Annotated in this window: 13 protein-coding genes; 8 read left to right on the top strand and 5 right to left on the bottom strand. The window is 70.3% G+C overall.

All coding sequences use genetic code 11. The features are described from left to right. Window positions 1-229: 229 nt before the first annotated feature. A complete protein-coding gene (locus LJ657_RS38560; RefSeq protein ID WP_232654162.1) occupies window positions 230-1,180 on the bottom strand; it encodes an RluA family pseudouridine synthase in 951 nt (316 codons plus the stop codon). A 67-nt stretch (window positions 1,181-1,247) separates the two neighbouring features. On the opposite strand from LJ657_RS38560, the gene LJ657_RS38555 reads away from it, so the two are divergent. Further along, window positions 1,248-1,829, top strand: coding sequence for a GNAT family N-acetyltransferase (locus tag LJ657_RS38555; RefSeq protein ID WP_232654160.1), 582 nt, complete (start codon window positions 1,248-1,250; stop codon window positions 1,827-1,829). An 8-nt stretch (window positions 1,830-1,837) separates the two neighbouring features. On the opposite strand, the gene LJ657_RS38550 is transcribed toward LJ657_RS38555, so the two are convergent. Then, a complete protein-coding gene (locus tag LJ657_RS38550; RefSeq protein WP_232654157.1) occupies window positions 1,838-3,397 on the bottom strand; it encodes an amino acid permease in 1,560 nt (519 codons plus the stop codon). Between the two features lie 229 nt (window positions 3,398-3,626). On the opposite strand from LJ657_RS38550, the gene LJ657_RS38545 reads away from it, so the two are divergent. The 3 genes from LJ657_RS38545 to LJ657_RS38535 all read left to right on the top strand — a co-directional run bounded on the left by LJ657_RS38545 (window position 3,627) and on the right by LJ657_RS38535 (window position 6,206). Further along, window positions 3,627-4,247, top strand: a complete 621-nt coding sequence (locus LJ657_RS38545) for a PadR family transcriptional regulator (protein WP_232654155.1) — start codon at window positions 3,627-3,629, stop codon at window positions 4,245-4,247. Window positions 4,248-4,416: 169 nt separating this feature from the next. Then, window positions 4,417-5,433 carry an ATP-binding cassette domain-containing protein gene (locus LJ657_RS38540; RefSeq protein WP_232654152.1) on the top strand — a complete coding sequence of 339 codons (1,017 nt, stop codon included), beginning with the start codon at window positions 4,417-4,419 and terminating at the stop codon, window positions 5,431-5,433. After that, entirely contained in the window at window positions 5,430-6,206 is a 777-nt protein-coding gene (locus LJ657_RS38535) for an ABC transporter permease (protein WP_232654150.1), read from the top strand. Before LJ657_RS38540 ends, LJ657_RS38535 begins: the two co-directional genes overlap by 4 nt. 67 nt (window positions 6,207-6,273) lie before the next feature. Here the strand turns inward: LJ657_RS38535 and LJ657_RS38530 are convergent, their stop codons facing one another. Then, entirely contained in the window at window positions 6,274-7,122 is an 849-nt protein-coding gene (locus tag LJ657_RS38530; RefSeq protein ID WP_232654147.1) for a siderophore-interacting protein, read from the bottom strand. A gap of 102 nt (window positions 7,123-7,224) precedes the next feature. Further along, window positions 7,225-8,154: a 5'-3' exonuclease gene (locus LJ657_RS38525; protein ID WP_232654312.1), complete on the bottom strand. Its 930-nt coding sequence runs from the start codon at window positions 8,152-8,154 to the stop codon at window positions 7,225-7,227. Window positions 8,155-8,350: 196 nt separating this feature from the next. On the opposite strand from LJ657_RS38525, the gene LJ657_RS38520 reads away from it, so the two are divergent. The 4 genes from LJ657_RS38520 (at window position 8,351) to LJ657_RS38505 (ending at window position 14,158) form a co-directional block, all read left to right on the top strand. Further along, on the top strand, window positions 8,351-9,400 hold the full coding sequence (locus LJ657_RS38520; protein WP_232654145.1) for a quaternary amine ABC transporter ATP-binding protein: 1,050 nt from the start codon (window positions 8,351-8,353) through the stop codon (window positions 9,398-9,400). Beyond that, window positions 9,393-12,005, top strand: a complete 2,613-nt coding sequence (locus tag LJ657_RS38515) for an ABC transporter permease/substrate binding protein (protein ID WP_232654143.1) — start codon at window positions 9,393-9,395, stop codon at window positions 12,003-12,005. The genes LJ657_RS38520 and LJ657_RS38515 overlap by 8 nt, the downstream gene beginning before the upstream one ends. Window positions 12,006-12,704: 699 nt before the next feature. After that, window positions 12,705-13,283, top strand: coding sequence for a helix-turn-helix domain-containing protein (locus LJ657_RS38510; RefSeq protein ID WP_232654140.1), 579 nt, complete (start codon window positions 12,705-12,707; stop codon window positions 13,281-13,283). Window positions 13,284-13,438: 155 nt separating this feature from the next. Then, window positions 13,439-14,158 carry a helical backbone metal receptor gene (locus LJ657_RS38505; RefSeq protein ID WP_232654310.1) on the top strand — a complete coding sequence of 240 codons (720 nt, stop codon included), beginning with the start codon at window positions 13,439-13,441 and terminating at the stop codon, window positions 14,156-14,158. On the opposite strand, the gene LJ657_RS38500 is transcribed toward LJ657_RS38505, so the two are convergent. Continuing rightward, the gene (locus LJ657_RS38500) at window positions 14,070-15,245 is read right to left on the bottom strand and encodes a TDT family transporter (RefSeq protein WP_232654137.1); all 1,176 of its coding nucleotides are present in this window, start codon (window positions 15,243-15,245) and stop codon (window positions 14,070-14,072) included. The two genes, LJ657_RS38505 and LJ657_RS38500, sit on opposite strands and share 89 nt — an antisense overlap. Window positions 15,246-15,273: the final 28 nt, after the last annotated feature.

The raw sequence follows: 15,273 nt of genomic DNA, 5'->3' as shown, positions 1-15,273 counted from the left end.
CCGAGCCTCCGCAAGAACATCCCACTTCTCGCTGTAATCCCCAGAGTGCGCGCGACGCCGGTCCCCGTGAAGGAGCGTAGGAGGAGCGTACGACGGCACACCAGGGGCGCACTTGGTTGAAATGTTGTCATGTATGAACTCGATCCGAAAGGGTTGGTGGCCGATTCGGGCATAGCTGTGCAAGTGAACTGCTGGGGGACAAGCGGCAGTTGTGACCGTCGAGGCGCGGCTACCGGGCGGCCCAGTCGTCGTAGGAGCTCCAGGCTTCCAGGGTCCGCGCACTGCGGAACCGGTGCTCCGCCCCGGTGACCGGATCGGTGAAGTCCAGGGCCCGGGCCAGCAGCTGGAGCGGCCGCCGGAAGTCATCGGCCGGCACGGGACCGGTCACCACGGGATAGAGCGGGTCGCCGAGGATGGGCACTCCCAGCGCGTTCATGTGGACGCGCAGCTGATGGGTCTGCCCGGTGCTCGGGGTCAGCCGGTACCGGCCGAGGCCGCGGGCGTCGCACTCGATCAGCTCGACGCGGCTGACGGCGTTCGGCTCGCCGGCCACCTCGTACGCGGCGAGCACGCCCCGCTCCTTGACGATCCGGCTCCGCACGGTCCGGGGGAGGGCGAGGCCGGGCTCGTACGGGGCCACCGCCTCGTACTCCTTGAAGACCCGCCTGTCGCGGAAGAGCGACTGGTACGCGCCCCGCTCCCCGGGCCGCACCGTGAACAGCACCAGCCCTGCGGTGAGCCGGTCCAGCCGGTGGGCGGCGCCCAGCGCGGGGAGGCCCAGGTCCCGGCGCAGACGGGCGAGCGCGGTCTGGGTGACGTGGCTGCCGCGCGGGGTGGTGGCCAGGAAGTGCGGCTTGTCGACGACGACGATGTGCTCGTCGCGGTGCACGACCTCCAGCGGGAACGGCACCGGCACCTCGGCGGGCAGGTCCCGGTGGAACCACACGAACATGCCGGGTTCGTATGCGGCGTCCGGTGCGACGGCCCGCCCGTCGGCGCCGACGATCCTCCCGGCGTCCAGCATGCCGTCGACGACACCGGCACCCGCCCCGCTGAGCCGCTCGACCAGGTGCTCGCGCACCGTGGCCCACGGTCCCTCGACAGGCAGTCGCACCCGCACCGGATCCACCCCGTGGCGTTGCGGCAGGGGGGCGGGGGGAATGCGGGGCCTGCGTCTCATCACGATCAAGGGTACGGCGCCGGAAAACCCGTTGGCCGGGCCGCGCCCCGGCGGCAGGATGCGGATCATGCCGTACACCGCTGACACCGTCCTGCCCGAGAAGACCCTCTCCCGCGCTCCGCAGCCCGTGATCGCCGGCGGCGACGGTCTGGTTCTGCGCCCGTGGCGGGCCGAAGACGTGTCCGCGGTCCATGCGGCGTTCCAGGACCCGCTGATGCACCAGTGGCACCTCATGCGCAGCGACTCGCAGGCGGAGGCCGCCGGGTGGATCGAGACGTGGCGCAAGGAATGGGAGGGAGAGCGGCGCGCCCAGTGGGCCGTCGTCGACGCGGACACCGATCTGCTGCTCGGGCGGGTGGCGCTGCGCGACATCAGCCTTGCCGAGGGCGTGGCCAAGGTCGCGTACTGGACCACGGCGGCGGCCCGCGGCCAGGGCGTCGCCGCACGAGCGACGACCGCCCTGACCCGCTGGGCCTTCGAGGAGATCGGCTTCCACCGCCTCGAACTCCTGCACGCCACCGCCAACCAGGCCTCCTGCCGGGTCGCCGCCAAGGCGGGCTTCACCCTGGAGGGAACCAAGCGCAGCGCCTTCCTGCACGCCGACGGCTGGCACGACATGCACCTGCACGCGCGCGTGCGGGGCGACTGACCCGGGCCCTAGACCACGGCCTCCGGAACCGCCCTTTCCGTTACGGCACTTCGAGCGGTCGCCCGCTTCCGGTACGCCCGGTACCCGCCGCCGGCCAGCACCGTCACCGCGAGGAACAGCACCGTGAACCACTGGAAGTACCAGTGCCCGCCCGCCGGGTCGTACACCGCTGCCCGCGGCCAGGCCAGGTTGACCGTCATGAGGAGGCCGTAGAGGAGGGCGAGGGTGTTGACCGGGATGCCCCAGCGGCCGAGGGAGAAGAGCCTGCCGCCCGTCTCGTCGGTGCCCTCCGGGGTGAACTGGCCGCGCAGGCGGCGGATCAGCAGTGGGCCCGTGACCATCGCGTACGCCAGGTACAGCATCACGATGCAGGTGGTGCCGATGGCCAGGAACGCGTCCGGGGAAGCGAAGTTGAGCAGCAGGAGGGCCGCGGCCAGGACACCGACGACCAGTGCTGGGGCGGTCGGCATGCCCGTGCGCGGGGTGACGCGGGCGAGGCGGCGGGAGAAGGGGAGTTGGCCGTCGCGGGCCATCGAGAACAGCATCCGGCAGGCCGCGGTCTGGATGGCGAGGGTCGCCACCGCGATCGCCACCACCACGTCGGCCAGCAGCACCTTGCCGACGCCGTCGCCGAGGCTGCTGGTGAGGACGTAGCTCAGACCGTCGACTCCGAGCCGGCCGTCGGTCAGGCTGGGCGCGGCGAGCAGGCCGCCGAGGATGACCATGCCGCCGAGCAGGCCCGCGGCGCCGAGTGCCGTGAGGATGGTGCGGGGCGCCGTACGTCGTGGGTTGTGTGTCTCCTCGCTCATCTCGCCCGCGCTGTCGAAGCCGATCATCACGTACGCCGCCGTGAAGGACCCCACGGCAAGTGCCCCGAACAGGCCGGAACTCGCGGCTCCCGTGGTGTGGAAGGTGATGCCGGGGGAGCGCTTGGAGTGGGTGAGCAGCAGCACGACGATGAGCGCCGCACCGATGATCTCGGCGGTCACCCCGACCCGGTTGATCAGGGACATCACCCGGTTGTCCACGATGTTCACGAGCGTGGTCAGCACCAGCAGGATCACTCCGAGTACCGCCGCGTTCGCCGCGCCGTCCTGGGACGTCACCGACGGGTCGGTGCCCACGAGCTGGAAGCCCGACCAGATCGCCGGCAGCACCATCTGCAGCGCCAGCGCGGCCGCCGCGACCACCACGATCTGTCCGATCACCATGATCCAGCCGGCGAACCAGCCGAAGGTGAGGTTGGAAAGCCGCGAGGACCACTGGTAGATGGCGCCCGAGATCGGATACCGGGCGGCCAGCTCCGCGAAGCACGCGGCCACCAGCAGCTGTCCGACGAGCACCGCCGGCCAGGCCCAGAAGAAGACGGGGCCGCCGAACGCGTACCCGAAGGCGAAGAACTGGAAGACGGTCGTCAGGACGGAGATGAAGGAGAACCCGGCCGCGAAGGAGGCGTACCGGCCCAGGCTGCGGTGCAGTTCCTGGTGATAGCCGAACTCCGCGAGGGAGCCGTCGTCGGGGGAGTGCGGTGGGTCGGGGCGTACATCGGCGGGGGTGGTTGTCGTCACGGCGGCACCTGCCTTCGGCGCGGGGAGCGGAGAGTGGTGCGGGGTTCCTGTCAGGCGACAGAAATTAGGGACGGGCTGTTTCGTCTGCGTCACGCCGTCGTGTCCACGGCGGGCCCAAGTCCTCACGCCCTTGCTCTACACACCGGAACGCGATACATCGTGTGTATTGACGCATGATGTAGATCGCGATATGTTCGTTCACGGATATTCGTAAGCGAGGTGATCGGTCATGGCGATGAAGCGCCGCAAGCTCAGCAACCCCCTGGCGCTCGCCGTGATGGTCACGCTCTGGCAGAAGCCGATGCATCCGTACGAGATCGCCCAGACGCTGCGCCGTCAGGGCAAGGACGCCAGTACGAAGATCAAGTACGGCTCGCTCTACACGGTCGTGCAGAACCTTCAGAAGCACGGTTTCGTCGAGGTCGCGGACGTCGAGCGGCAGGGCAACCGGCCCGAGCGCACGGTCTACGGGCTCACCGAGGCGGGGCGGGAGGAGATGGCCGACTGGCTGTCCGATCTGCTGGCGGTCCCGGCCAAGGAGTTCCCGATCTTCGAGACCGCGCTGTCGCTGCTCGGGGCTCTGCCCCCCGACGACGTGGTGCGGCTGCTCGCGGAGCGGCTGCAGAACCTCGAGGTGGAGGTGGTGAGCGGGCGCGCGGCACTGGAGAAGCTGGCCGAGACGCTCCCGCGGCTCTTCCTCGTCGAGGCCGAGTACCAGCTGCACATGGTCGAGGCGCAGGCGGAATGGGTCCGCGGTTTCCTGGAGGAGATCGAGAAGGGCTCACTGCCGGGCGTCGACGGGTGGCGCCACTTCCATGAAACGGGGGAGCTGCCACCGGAGTTCACCTGACGAAACAGACCCCGGCCGGGCTGTTGGAGCAGCTGGGCCGGGGTCTCGAACCCCGAACTGAATCCGCCGTGAAGCGGCTCCAGGCGATCGAGGTGCGGCACACCCAGGATAGCCCGGTGCTCTTCAAGCGGACGGATCAGTTGTCATCCGCTCATTCAGGAGAGCAGTCGTGAGTGCTACCCGTGCGCCCGCAGTGGAGGCGCGCCAGCTGATCAAGACCTACGCCGGTGAGGTCACCGCTTTGTGCGGCATGGACGTCACCGTCGAACCGGGCACCGTCTTCGGGCTCCTCGGGCCCAACGGCGCCGGCAAGTCCACCACCGTCAAGATCCTCACCACCCTGGCCGAGCCCGACTCGGGCACCGCCACCGTCGCCGGGCACGATGTGCTGCGCCACCCGGACCGGGTGCGCCGCGCGATCGGCGTGGTCGCCCAGAGCTCCGGCGCCGACCCGGTCGCCACGGGCCGCGAGAACCTCCAACTGCAAGGCAGGCTGTACGGGTTGAAGGGCGCCGCACTGAACGGGCGGGTGGACGAGCTGCTCGACCGCTTCAGCCTCGCCGATGCCGCGAAGCGTCCGGTCAAGGGCTACTCGGGCGGAATGCGACGCCGGCTCGACGTCGCCCTCGGTCTGGTGCACCGGCCCGAGGTGCTCTTCCTCGACGAGCCCACCACCGGTCTGGATCCCGAGGCCCGCACGGCGATGTGGGACGAGATCGACCGGCTGGCGGGGGAGGAGGGGCTGACGATCCTGCTCACCACGCACTACCTCGAGGAGGCCGACCGGCTCGCCGAGCGCATCGCCATCGTCGACCGCGGCCGGGTCGTCGTCGAGGGTACCCCGGACTCGCTCAAGGGTGAACTGCGCGGCGACGCCGTCCACTTGGAGCTGCGGGAGGCGGTCGGCGAGGCCGGCCGTACGCTCCTCAGGGGTGTCCTCGGCTCGCTGCCCGGTATGCACGAGGTCCTGGTCGACGGCCGCCGCGTCAGCGTTCGCGCCGACGACGGAGCAGCCGCCGTACCCGCACTGCTCGGGGCCCTGGAGCGGGCCGGGGTCGGGGTCGCAGCCGCGACCGTCGCCCGGCCCTCCCTCGACGACGTCTACCTCCGTTACGCCGGCCGCCGTTACTCCGAGGCCGACGCCGAAGCCACCGAGAACCTCGTCCTCGCCGGAGGTGCGCGATGAGCACGGCCGTCTCCCAGACCTGGTACATGACGCAGCGTCAGCTCATGGTGTTCACCCGGCAGCCTGCGTACGCGATCATCACGCTGATCCAGCCGGTGATCTGGCTGTTCCTGTTCGGCAACCTCTTCAAGAAGGTCGTCGAGCTGGGCGGCTTCGGGACGACCACGTACCTCGACTACCTGGTGCCGGGCGTGGTCGTGATGAGCGCGCTCAGCTCGAACATGTGGGCCGGGATGGGCACGCTGGAGGAGATCCAGCGGGGCACGCTCAACCGCTTCCTCACCACTCCGGTCAGCCGGGCCGCGCTGATGAACGGCAACGTCGTCAACAACGGCCTGATCACCGCGTTCCAGTCGGTCGTCATCGTGCTGCTCGCCCTGGCGGGCGGTGCCGACTACCCGGGCGGCATCGGCGGCATCGCGATCCTGGTCCTCGCCTCGGTGCTGCTCGGCACGGTCTTCGGGGCGCTGTCCAACGCGCTGGGCATGCTGGTGCGGGAGCGGGAGTCGCTCATCGGCATCAACACCTTCCTGCTGCTGCCGCTGACGTTTCTTTCGAGTGCGTTCATGGCGCCCGCCCAGATGCCGTCCTGGATGCGGCACATCGCCGACTTCAACCCGCTCAACTGGGCGATGGTCGCGGGCCGTTCGGCCCTGTCCGAGCACCCCGACTGGGGTGAGGTGCTCAGTCGCGGCGGCGCGCTGCTGGCGCTCGCGGTGGCGGCGGTATGGCTGTCGATCCGGACGTTCCGGTCCTACCAGCGGTCGGTGTGAGCGCACTTTCGGCGTGACGGGACGGCGAAGGGGCGGCACCTTACGAGGTGCCGCCCCTTCGGACGTCTCACGCGGCGGGCGCCGCGCTCTCCTGCTCCGCCTCGATGCGCGCGTTCCACTCCCGCTTGGAGGCCTGCCAGCCGTCCTCGTTGTGGCCGAGCCGCCAGTAGCCGGAGATCGACAGGTCCTCGCGCGGGATCGCCAGGTCGCAGCGGAGCAGCTGGCGCAGCTGCTTCACGAAGTGCGCCTCGCCGTGCACGAACGCGTGCATCCGGCCCTCGGGGAACCGCAGCGACCGTACGGCCTCGACCAGTGCCTCGCCGACGGGCCGGTCCCCGCGGTGCAGCCAGACGACCTCCACGTCGGAGTCGATCTTCTGCTCCTCCTCGGGTCCGGAGACCTCCACGAACGCGTGTGCCGTGGTGCCGTCGGGCAGCGACTCCAGGGAGCGGGCGATCGCGGGCAGTGCGCTCTCGTCGCCGACGAACAGATGCCAGTCGGCGCTGATGTCCGGGGCGTAGGCGCCGCCGGGGCCCATGAAGTGCACGGTCTCGCCCGGCTGGACGCGCGCCGCCCACGGTCCGGCCAGACCTTCGTCGCCGTGGATCACGAAGTCCAGAGCCAGCTCGCGGTGGACCGGGTCCCAGCCCCGCACGGTGTACGTCCGGGTCACCGGCCACTGCTCGCGCGGGAGTTCCTCGCGGATGCGCTCCACGTCGAAGGGCTCGGGATAGGTCACGCCGTCGGCCGGGGGGAACAGCAGCTTCACATAGTGGTCGGTGCAGGTGTCGGCCGAGAATCCGGTCAGACCCTCGCCGCCGAGTACCACGCGCTGCATGTGCGGAGTCAGCCGTTCGGTGCGGACCACCTGCGCGGACTGGGCCTTCCGCGGCTTCCGTGCCGGACGTTCTGCCATGGCGGCCTCCCTGTTCCCAAGCTTAGGTTTACCTAAGTTAGCATCTTCTTTCAGTTAACACCTCTCCCCTGAGGGCTTGATGAGCGCGCGTCGCCGTAACGGTCACGTCCGCAGCGTCGTCAGCAGACGCTGCAGCGAGCCGCCCAGTCCCCAGCGGGCCGCCAACCCGTCCAGCGCCGCCGGGTCGCGCGGGGCGTGCGGCAGGGCGGTGTCGACCTCCGGCAGCGGGACGTCGTCCGCGACCTTCACCACCTTCGGTGCGACGGCGACATAAGGCCGCGACTCGTCCAGACGCCTGCGCTGCGACGGCGTGAGCTTCGCCTTCGGGTCCTCGACCGCGGCCATGATCCCGGCCAGGTCCCCGAACTCGGCGAGCAGCTTCGCTGCCGTCTTCTCGCCGATGCCAGGCACGCCCGGCAGCCCGTCGCTCGGGTCGCCGCGCAGCAGCGCCAGATCCGCGTAGCCCTTGCCGTCCACCCCGTACTTCTCGCGCAGCCACGCCTCGTCGGTGAGCTGTAGCGTCCCGACGCCCTTCAGCGGGTAGAGGACGCGCACCCCGCGCGCGTCGTCGACCAGTTGGTACAGGTCGCGGTCGCCGGTGACGATGTCGACCGGGCCCTTCGCCCGCCCGGTGAACGTGCCGATCACGTCGTCCGCCTCGTACGGCTCGACGCCCACGCGCGCGATGCCGAGCGCGTCCAGGACCGCCTCGATCACGGGCACCTGCGGGGAGAGCGTGTCCGGCACCTCCTCCTCGTCAGGGCCCATCTCGTGCTCCTCGGCGACGCGGTGCGCCTTGTAGGAGGGGATGAGGTCGACCCGCCACTGGGGGCGCCAGTCGGCGTCCATGCACGCCACCAGGTGGTCGGGGCGGTGGTCCTTGACCAGGCGGTCGATGAATTCGAGGAGGCCGCGCACGGCGTTCACCGGGGTGCCGTCCGGCGCCTTCACGGACTCCGGCACGCCGAAGTAGGCGCGGAAGTAGAGCGAGGCGGTGTCGAGGAGCATCAGTCGTCCGGTCACGCCTCGCATCATGCCGTACACCACTGACAGTCCCCCGCAGGCGGGCACACCCGTGGGCGGGCAGGGACGGTGTGAAGCACCGGCGGCGATCCCACGCACTGGTTGTGAACTGAACCACCTCGGCGTTTGTCCTGGTCCGCCCCGGGCAGGCGCGGCCCTTGACCATTGCTTTATCCGCCTATGGCTTCTGCGACGAGAGGTAAGCGTGTCATCCAGGCTTGAGGCCGAACATCTCTACAAGGTGTTCGGCAGACGACCCGACGACGCAGTCGAGCGGCTCCGCCAGGGAGCCGACCGGGAGGAGCTGCGCGCCGACGGCACCACAGCCGCCGTGGTCGACGCCTCCTTCACCGTGGAACCGGGCCAGATCTTCGTCGTCATGGGCCTGTCCGGCTCCGGCAAGTCCACGCTGCTGCGCATGCTCAACGGCCTGCTGGAGCCGACCGCCGGACAGGTCCGCTTCGACGGCCAGGATCTGACCGCGCTCGCCGACCGTGAACTGCGCGCGGTCCGCGCGAGGAAGATCAGCATGGTCTTCCAGCACTTCGCGCTGTTCCCGCACCGCAGCGTCCTGGAGAACGCCGCCTACGGCCTGGCCGTGCAGGGCGTGCCCCGCGCCGAGCGCGAGCAGCGCGCCGGCGAGGCGCTGGCCCTGTGCGGACTGGCAGGCTGGGAGAAGTCCTGGCCCGACGAGCTCTCCGGCGGCATGCAGCAGCGCGTCGGCCTCGCCCGCGCCCTCGCGACCGACGCCGATCTGCTGCTGATGGACGAGTCGTTCAGCGCCCTGGACCCGCTGATCCGCCGCGACATGCAGGACCAGCTGCTCCAGCTGCAGCAGACCCTGAAGAAGACGATCGTCTTCATCACCCACGACCTCAACGAGGCCATGCGCCTGGGCGACCGCATCGCCGTCATGCGCGACGGCCGCATCGTCCAGACCGGCACGGCCGAGGACATCCTGCTGCGGCCCGCCAACGACTACGTCGCCTCCTTCATCCAGGACGTCGACCGCACCCGTGTGCTGACCGCGTCCGCCGTCATGGACACGGACGTACGGGGTGACGAGGCCGACTGCGGCTGCGAGAGCGACTGCGAGGCCGCGACACCCGACACGCCGTTCACCGAGCTCTGCGCGATCAGCGCCCGGACGGGACACCCCGTGGCCGTCCTGGACGCGCGGGAAAAACTCGTCGGAGTGGTCCCGGCCCAACGCCTGGTCGCCTTCCTCGGCAACGAGGAGGCCGCCCATGCCTAGGATTCCGCTCGGCGACTGGGTCAACAGCACCGTCGACTGGCTGCTGGGCCATGTGTCCTGGCTCTTCGACTTCTTCAAGGCCGTCTTCACGGGCACCTACGACGGCATCAACGCCGTCCTGCAGGCCCCCCAACCCCTGCTGCTCGCGGGCATCTTCGCCGTGCTCGCGTTCTGGCTGCGCGGCACCCTCGCCGCCGTCCTGACCTTCGTGGGGTTCGCCTTCATCGACTCCCTCGAACTGTGGGACGACGCGATGATCACCCTGGCGCTCGTCCTCGTCGCCACCGTCATCGCGCTGGTGATCTCGGTGCCCGTCGGCATCTGGGCCGCGCGCTCCGACCGGGTCAGCGGGCTCGTCCGGCCCGTCCTGGACTTCATGCAGACGCTGCCCGCGATGATCTACCTCATCCCGGCGATCCTGTTCTTCGGCACCGGCGCCTCCGCGGGCATCGTCGCCACCCTGATCTTCGCGCTCGCACCCGGCGTGCGCATGACGGAACTGGGCATCCGGCAGGTCGACAAGGAACTGGTCGAGGCCGCCGAGGCGTTCGGCACCTCGCCCCGCGACACCCTCCTGCGCGTCCAGCTGCCCCTTGCGCTGCCGACGGTCATGGCCGGTGTGAACCAGGTCATCATGCTGGGCCTGTCCATGGCCGCCATCGCCGGCATGGTCGGCACCGGCGGCCTCGGCGGCGACGTCAACGAGGCCATCGGCCAGCTCAACGTGGGCCTCGGCTCCGAGGCCGGTGTCGCCATCGTCATCCTCGCGATCTACCTCGACCGCATGACCGGAGCCCTGGGCACCCAGGTCTCCCCGCTGGGCCGCCGCGCCGCCGCCAAGGCCCGCGCCACCCAGGGGCTGAAGATCTGGTCGTACCGGCCCCGCCCGCAGATCGCCGTGATCGGCGTCGTGATCCTCGGCCTCGTCGCGGGCGGCATGGGCATGTTCGGAGGCGGCTCCGACGGCACCGCCCCCGTCGCGGGCGCCGAGAACGTCGGCCAGGGCAAGAAGGTCACCATCGGCTACGTCCCCTGGGACGACGGCGTCGCCTCCACCTTCCTGTGGAAGGAGATCCTGGAGGAACGCGGCTTCCAGGTGGACGCCAAGCAGTTCGACGCGGGCCCGCTCTACACGTCCGTCGCCGCCGGAAACGTCGACTTCATGACGGGCGCGTGGCTGCCGACGACCCACGAGCAGTACTGGAAGAAGTACGGCAGCAAGCTCGACGACCTCGGCGCCTGGTATGCCGACACCTCGCTGGAGCTGAGCGTGCCGTCGTACATGAAGGGCATCGACTCCCTCGACGACCTCAAGGGCAAGGCGTCGGACTTCGGCGGGAAGATCACCGGCATCGAGTCGAGCGCCGGCGAGATGGCCCTGCTCAAGAGCAAGGTGCTGGGGGACTACGGGCTCGACAAGGAGTACCAGGTCGTCGACAGCTCCACCCCGGCGATGCTGGCCGAGCTGAAGCGGGCGTACAGCCAGAAGGACCCCATCGTCGTCACGCTGTGGTCGCCGCACTGGGCGTACAACGACTACAGCCTGAAGAAGCTGAAGGATCCCAAGGGCGCCTGGGGCAAGGGCGACGGCATCCACACCGTCTCCCGCAAGGGCTTCGCCGCACAGAACCCGGTCGTCGGCAAGTGGCTGAAGAACTTCCGCATGAGCGAGAAGCAGCTGACCGGCCTGGAAGCCGGGATCAACAAGGCGGGCAAGGGCAAGCAGCAGGACGCCGTACGGACCTGGCTGAAGCAGAACCCGGGTCTGGTCGACAAGCTGGCACCCGTGCAGAGGAGCACGACCGCCGCCGAGGCCAAGCGGCCCGTGAACGTCGCCTGGTTCCCCTGGGACGAGGACATCGCCGTCACCTACCTCTGGAAGAACGTCCTGGAGCGGCGCGGCTACAAGCTCAACCTCAAGCAGATGGACGTCGGCCCGGTCTACACCGGCCTCGCCTCCGGAGACCTCGACGTCAACTTCGACGCCTGGCTGCCGTACGCGCAGAAGAACTACTGGGACAAGTCCAAGGACAGACTCAAGGACCTCGGCACCTGGTACCGGCCGACCTCGCTGGAGGTCGCCGTCCCCTCGTACGTCAAGGGCGTGAAGTCCTACGAGGACCTCAAGGGCAAGGCGGGCACCTTCGGCGGGAAGATCATCGGGATCGAGCCGGGCACCGGCGAGATGAACCTCCTCAAGACGAAGGTCCTGCCCGGCTACGGCCTCGACAAGGAGTACAAGGTCGTCGACGGCTCCACGCCGGCGATGCTGGCCGAGCTCAAGCGCGCCTACGCCAAGAAGGAGCCGGTCGCCGTGGTGCTGTGGTCGCCGCACTGGGCGTACAGCCGCTACGACCTCACCAAGCTCAAGGACGACAAGAAGCTCTTCGGCCAGGGCAACACGATCCGCACCATCTCCAACGGGAAGTTCCCCCAGCAGTACCCGCAGCTCACCAAGTGGATCAAGAACTTCAGGATGAGCGAGGCCGAGCTCGGCAGCCTGGAGGCCGAGATCAACAAGCGCGGCCAGGGCCATGAGGAGGAGGCCGTCGCCGCCTGGGTGAAGGAGCACCCGGACGTGGTCGGCCGGATGACACCTCAGTAGGCCCGGACGACACCTCGGGAGCAGAGCACGCGCGCGTGGGCGGTCCGTTTCGCGACGGACCGCCCACGCGCGCGTGAAGGGCGGACGAAAAGGATCCGGCCAACCACGTAGCGCCATGCCATCGCCCAAGCCTCACCGCCCTTTCGGAGGGAAGTGCCGACCGCACATGCACCGCGCGGCGCACCCTGGCCGAGCCCGCCGAAGGCACCCCGGGCGTTGCCTCGATGCATGGCGACACCATCGAACTGACCAGCCATGACCAGCCATGACCGGCCGGCCCGCGGCCCGGAGCGCCAACTGGGCGCCGCCCCGCGGACGTCGTGAGCCGGCAGCGGTACGCCCGCGATCCCGGCACCGGAAGGGCCGGTCCGAGGGTGGTCCGCCCGCCCGCAGGCGGTGTCGCCCGCCCGAGCGCCGACGGCCCCCGCCCCCGGCCCGGTCCGCCCTCCGGCCCTGCTGGTCAGCGGCTTCGTCCCGAAGGCGGAATCCGTGGCCGGCGAGTCCGGAGACCTCATCCACGGGCCGGGGATGGCGAATTGACCGCACCCAGTGTTTACGGGGATGTGACGGGCGCATGAAACGGTTTGCCGAACCTGCGTAAGGTGCAGAGAGCTCATCAGAAGTGCCGCACCCGGACGCCGGTGCACGGAATACGGAACCGCGCCATACGGACCACGAGCGAAGGAGGGAGCCGGAGCGATGGGCGACCACAAAGACGACCACAAGGACCAGCCCCTGCGCGTGGGCGCGGCCGTGCGGCGACGCCGCCGGGCGCTGCAGCTCACCCTCGCCGTCGTGGCCGAGCGCAGCGGCCTGTCCGTTCCCTTCCTGAGTCAGGTCGAGAACGACCGGGCGCGGCCCAGCAGAGCGTCCCTCGAAAAGGTCGCGGACGCCCTGCGCACCACCGCCGTGGAACTCCTCGCCGCCGCCGACCCGGCGTGCAGCGTCGACGTCGTGCGTGCCGAGCCCGAGCCGGCGGCGGAAGCCGCTCGGGTGCGCTCCCTGGTGCGGGGGCACCACCAGATGCACGCCTCCGAGTTCACCGGGGACCATGACGCGGGCCGCGAATTCCAGTACCGCAACGACCAGTTGATGTATGTCGCCGACGGGGCGGTGGAGATCGAGGCCGAGGGGAGGGCCTATCGGCTCGGCCGCGGCGACACGCTGTATCTGACGGGCGGCGTACGCCACCGGTGGCGGGCGACCGTGTCGGACACGCGCGTGGTCGTCGTCGCGGTGGCCGAGCACGTCGAGGCGGTCCAGAACCGGTCGCGGTAAGCAGGGTGGGCGAAGTCCGCTGCGGTTCGGCGGCCCCCTACAGGGGCGCGGGCTGTATTGATATGCGGCTCCGCCGCGTGGGCGCGATCAGCTACGACGGTGCCGCAGCTGATCGACGGCACATCGCGGCACATCCCGCGGAGCGTTCGGTGCCGGTGCGCGTCGTCTCCCTCGTCCCGTCGCTGACGGAGGCGGTCGCGGTCTCCGTCCCGGGCGCCCTGGTCGGCGCGACCGACTGGTGCACCCACCCCGCGGACCTGGACGTCCCCCGTATCGGCGGCACCAAGAACCCGAACCTCGACCGCATCCTCGACCTTGCCCCCGACCTGGTGGTCGCCAACGAGGAGGAGAACCGCGAACCCGACCTGGCGGCGCTGCGCGCGGCGGGCGTCGAGGTCCTGGTGACGGTGGTATGTGACATACCACAGGCATTCACCGAGCTGTCCCGCGTGCTGGACGCCTGCGGGGCGAAATCCCGCCCCCGCTGGCTCGACGAGGCGGAGACGGCCTGGTCCCGCCTGCCGCGCCCCGAACGCCGCACGACGGCCGTGGTCCCGATCTGGCGCCGCCCCTGGATGGTGCTGGGCCGGGACACCTTCGCGGGCGACGTACTGTCCCGCCTCGGCGTCGATCACGTCTACGCGAGCCACCCCGACCGCTACCCCCGCATCCCGCTCGACGAACTGCGGGCGGCCGCCCCGGACGTCGTCGTACTGCCGGACGAGCCGTACCGCTTCACGGCCGACGACGGCCCCGAGGCGTTCCCAGGACTCAGGTGCGCTCTCGTCAGCGGGCGCCATCTGACGTGGTACGGACCGTCGTTGACCGAAGCGCCGCGGGTGCTGGCCGAGGCGCTGCGAGCAGCGCTCCGCTGAGCAGGCCGCGGACCGTGTGCAGGGCGGCGGTGCCCCAGGCGGCGACGAGCAGGACGTACAGCCCGACCGCGAGCCAGTCGTACACGACGAGCCCGGTGTGCCGGGCGAGCGCCTCGGCACCCGTGACACACGTCCCCACCGGGAAGGTGAACGCCCACCACGTCATCGCGAAGCCCATGCCCTGCTGCCGCCGGGCACGCACCACATGCGCGGTCGCGAACACGAGCCAGAGCAGCGCGAAGCCCATGACGGGCACGCCGTACAGGACGGCGAGGATGCCGAATCCCTCGCTGTACGGCGCCGGGACGACCCCCGGCGCCACCTCCGCGAACCTGCCGACCGCCGTGGTGGACTGCCCGAGCGGCCCGAGCACCAGGAACAGCGTCGGGGTCAGCACGGGGGGCAGCGGCCCACCGGTGACCAGGCGGCCGAAGACCAACGGCAGCATCAGGAGGGTCGCGAGAAGACTGAGCCCGAACATCGCGAAGCAGGCGAGAAGGAACGTCTCCCGGGGCTGGCCGGCCGGCAGGTGCGGCACGAGGAGCGGCCCGAGCGCCGCCGACACCATGGGCGCGACGAAGGGCAGCAGCCATACGGGCGTGACCTGGCCCGGCTCGACCTTGTGCCGTACGGCGATGAGGTACGGGACGGCGACGGCGGCCGCGAGCCCCACCACCGTCCCGGCGGTGAACAGCACGGCGTCGAGGACCAGCGCGCCGTCCAGCCCGATCCAGTAGCGGCCCACGGTGACGGCACCGCCGCCGACGGCCAGCAGGGCCATGGCGAGACATCCGTAGAACGGTGCCGTCGCCGGGTCGAGGAGATGGGCGCGGGCCTGGTCGCGGTGGTGCGTCCAGTGCAGGGCGCGGGCGGCGAGCAGGGCCAGGAGAAGGCCGAGGGAGAGGGCCCACACCGCTGCGCAGGCGGTGCGCAGTCCGGGGACGCCGAGGGGGAGCGCAGACCCTGCGGTGGCGACGATGGCGGTGCCCATGACGGCGGCGTACCAGTTGGGTCCGAGATGACGGACGGCCGTGGCGCGCGGGGGGCGTGCGGTGGCACGCGGAAGAGGCTGGGCTGCGGTGACCATGTCACGACCGACGGTCTCGCTGCCGGTC

The organism is Streptomyces guryensis, assembly GCF_021261325.1.
In the GTDB taxonomy this organism is placed as follows: domain Bacteria; phylum Actinomycetota; class Actinomycetes; order Streptomycetales; family Streptomycetaceae; genus Streptomyces; species Streptomyces guryensis.
Note: the sequence above shows the minus strand (reverse complement) of the source record. Positions and strands in the feature narration are given on the sequence as shown.

Bases quoted from the DNA above. Each gene is read 5' to 3' on its own strand.
- LJ657_RS38560 (WP_232654162.1), bottom strand. From the start codon at position 1,180: ATGAGACGCAGGCCCCGCATTCCCCCCGCCCCCCTGCCGCAACGCCAC.
- LJ657_RS38555 (WP_232654160.1), top strand. From the start codon at position 1,248: ATGCCGTACACCGCTGACACCGTCCTGCCCGAGAAGACCCTCTCCCGC.
- LJ657_RS38545 (WP_232654155.1), top strand. From the start codon at position 3,627: ATGGCGATGAAGCGCCGCAAGCTCAGCAACCCCCTGGCGCTCGCCGTG.
- LJ657_RS38535 (WP_232654150.1), top strand. From the start codon at position 5,430: ATGAGCACGGCCGTCTCCCAGACCTGGTACATGACGCAGCGTCAGCTC.
- LJ657_RS38530 (WP_232654147.1), bottom strand. From the start codon at position 7,122: ATGGCAGAACGTCCGGCACGGAAGCCGCGGAAGGCCCAGTCCGCGCAG.
- LJ657_RS38525 (WP_232654312.1), bottom strand. From the start codon at position 8,154: ATGCGAGGCGTGACCGGACGACTGATGCTCCTCGACACCGCCTCGCTC.
- LJ657_RS38515 (WP_232654143.1), top strand. From the start codon at position 9,393: ATGCCTAGGATTCCGCTCGGCGACTGGGTCAACAGCACCGTCGACTGG.
- LJ657_RS38510 (WP_232654140.1), top strand. From the start codon at position 12,705: ATGGGCGACCACAAAGACGACCACAAGGACCAGCCCCTGCGCGTGGGC.
- LJ657_RS38500 (WP_232654137.1), bottom strand. From the start codon at position 15,245: ATGGTCACCGCAGCCCAGCCTCTTCCGCGTGCCACCGCACGCCCCCCG.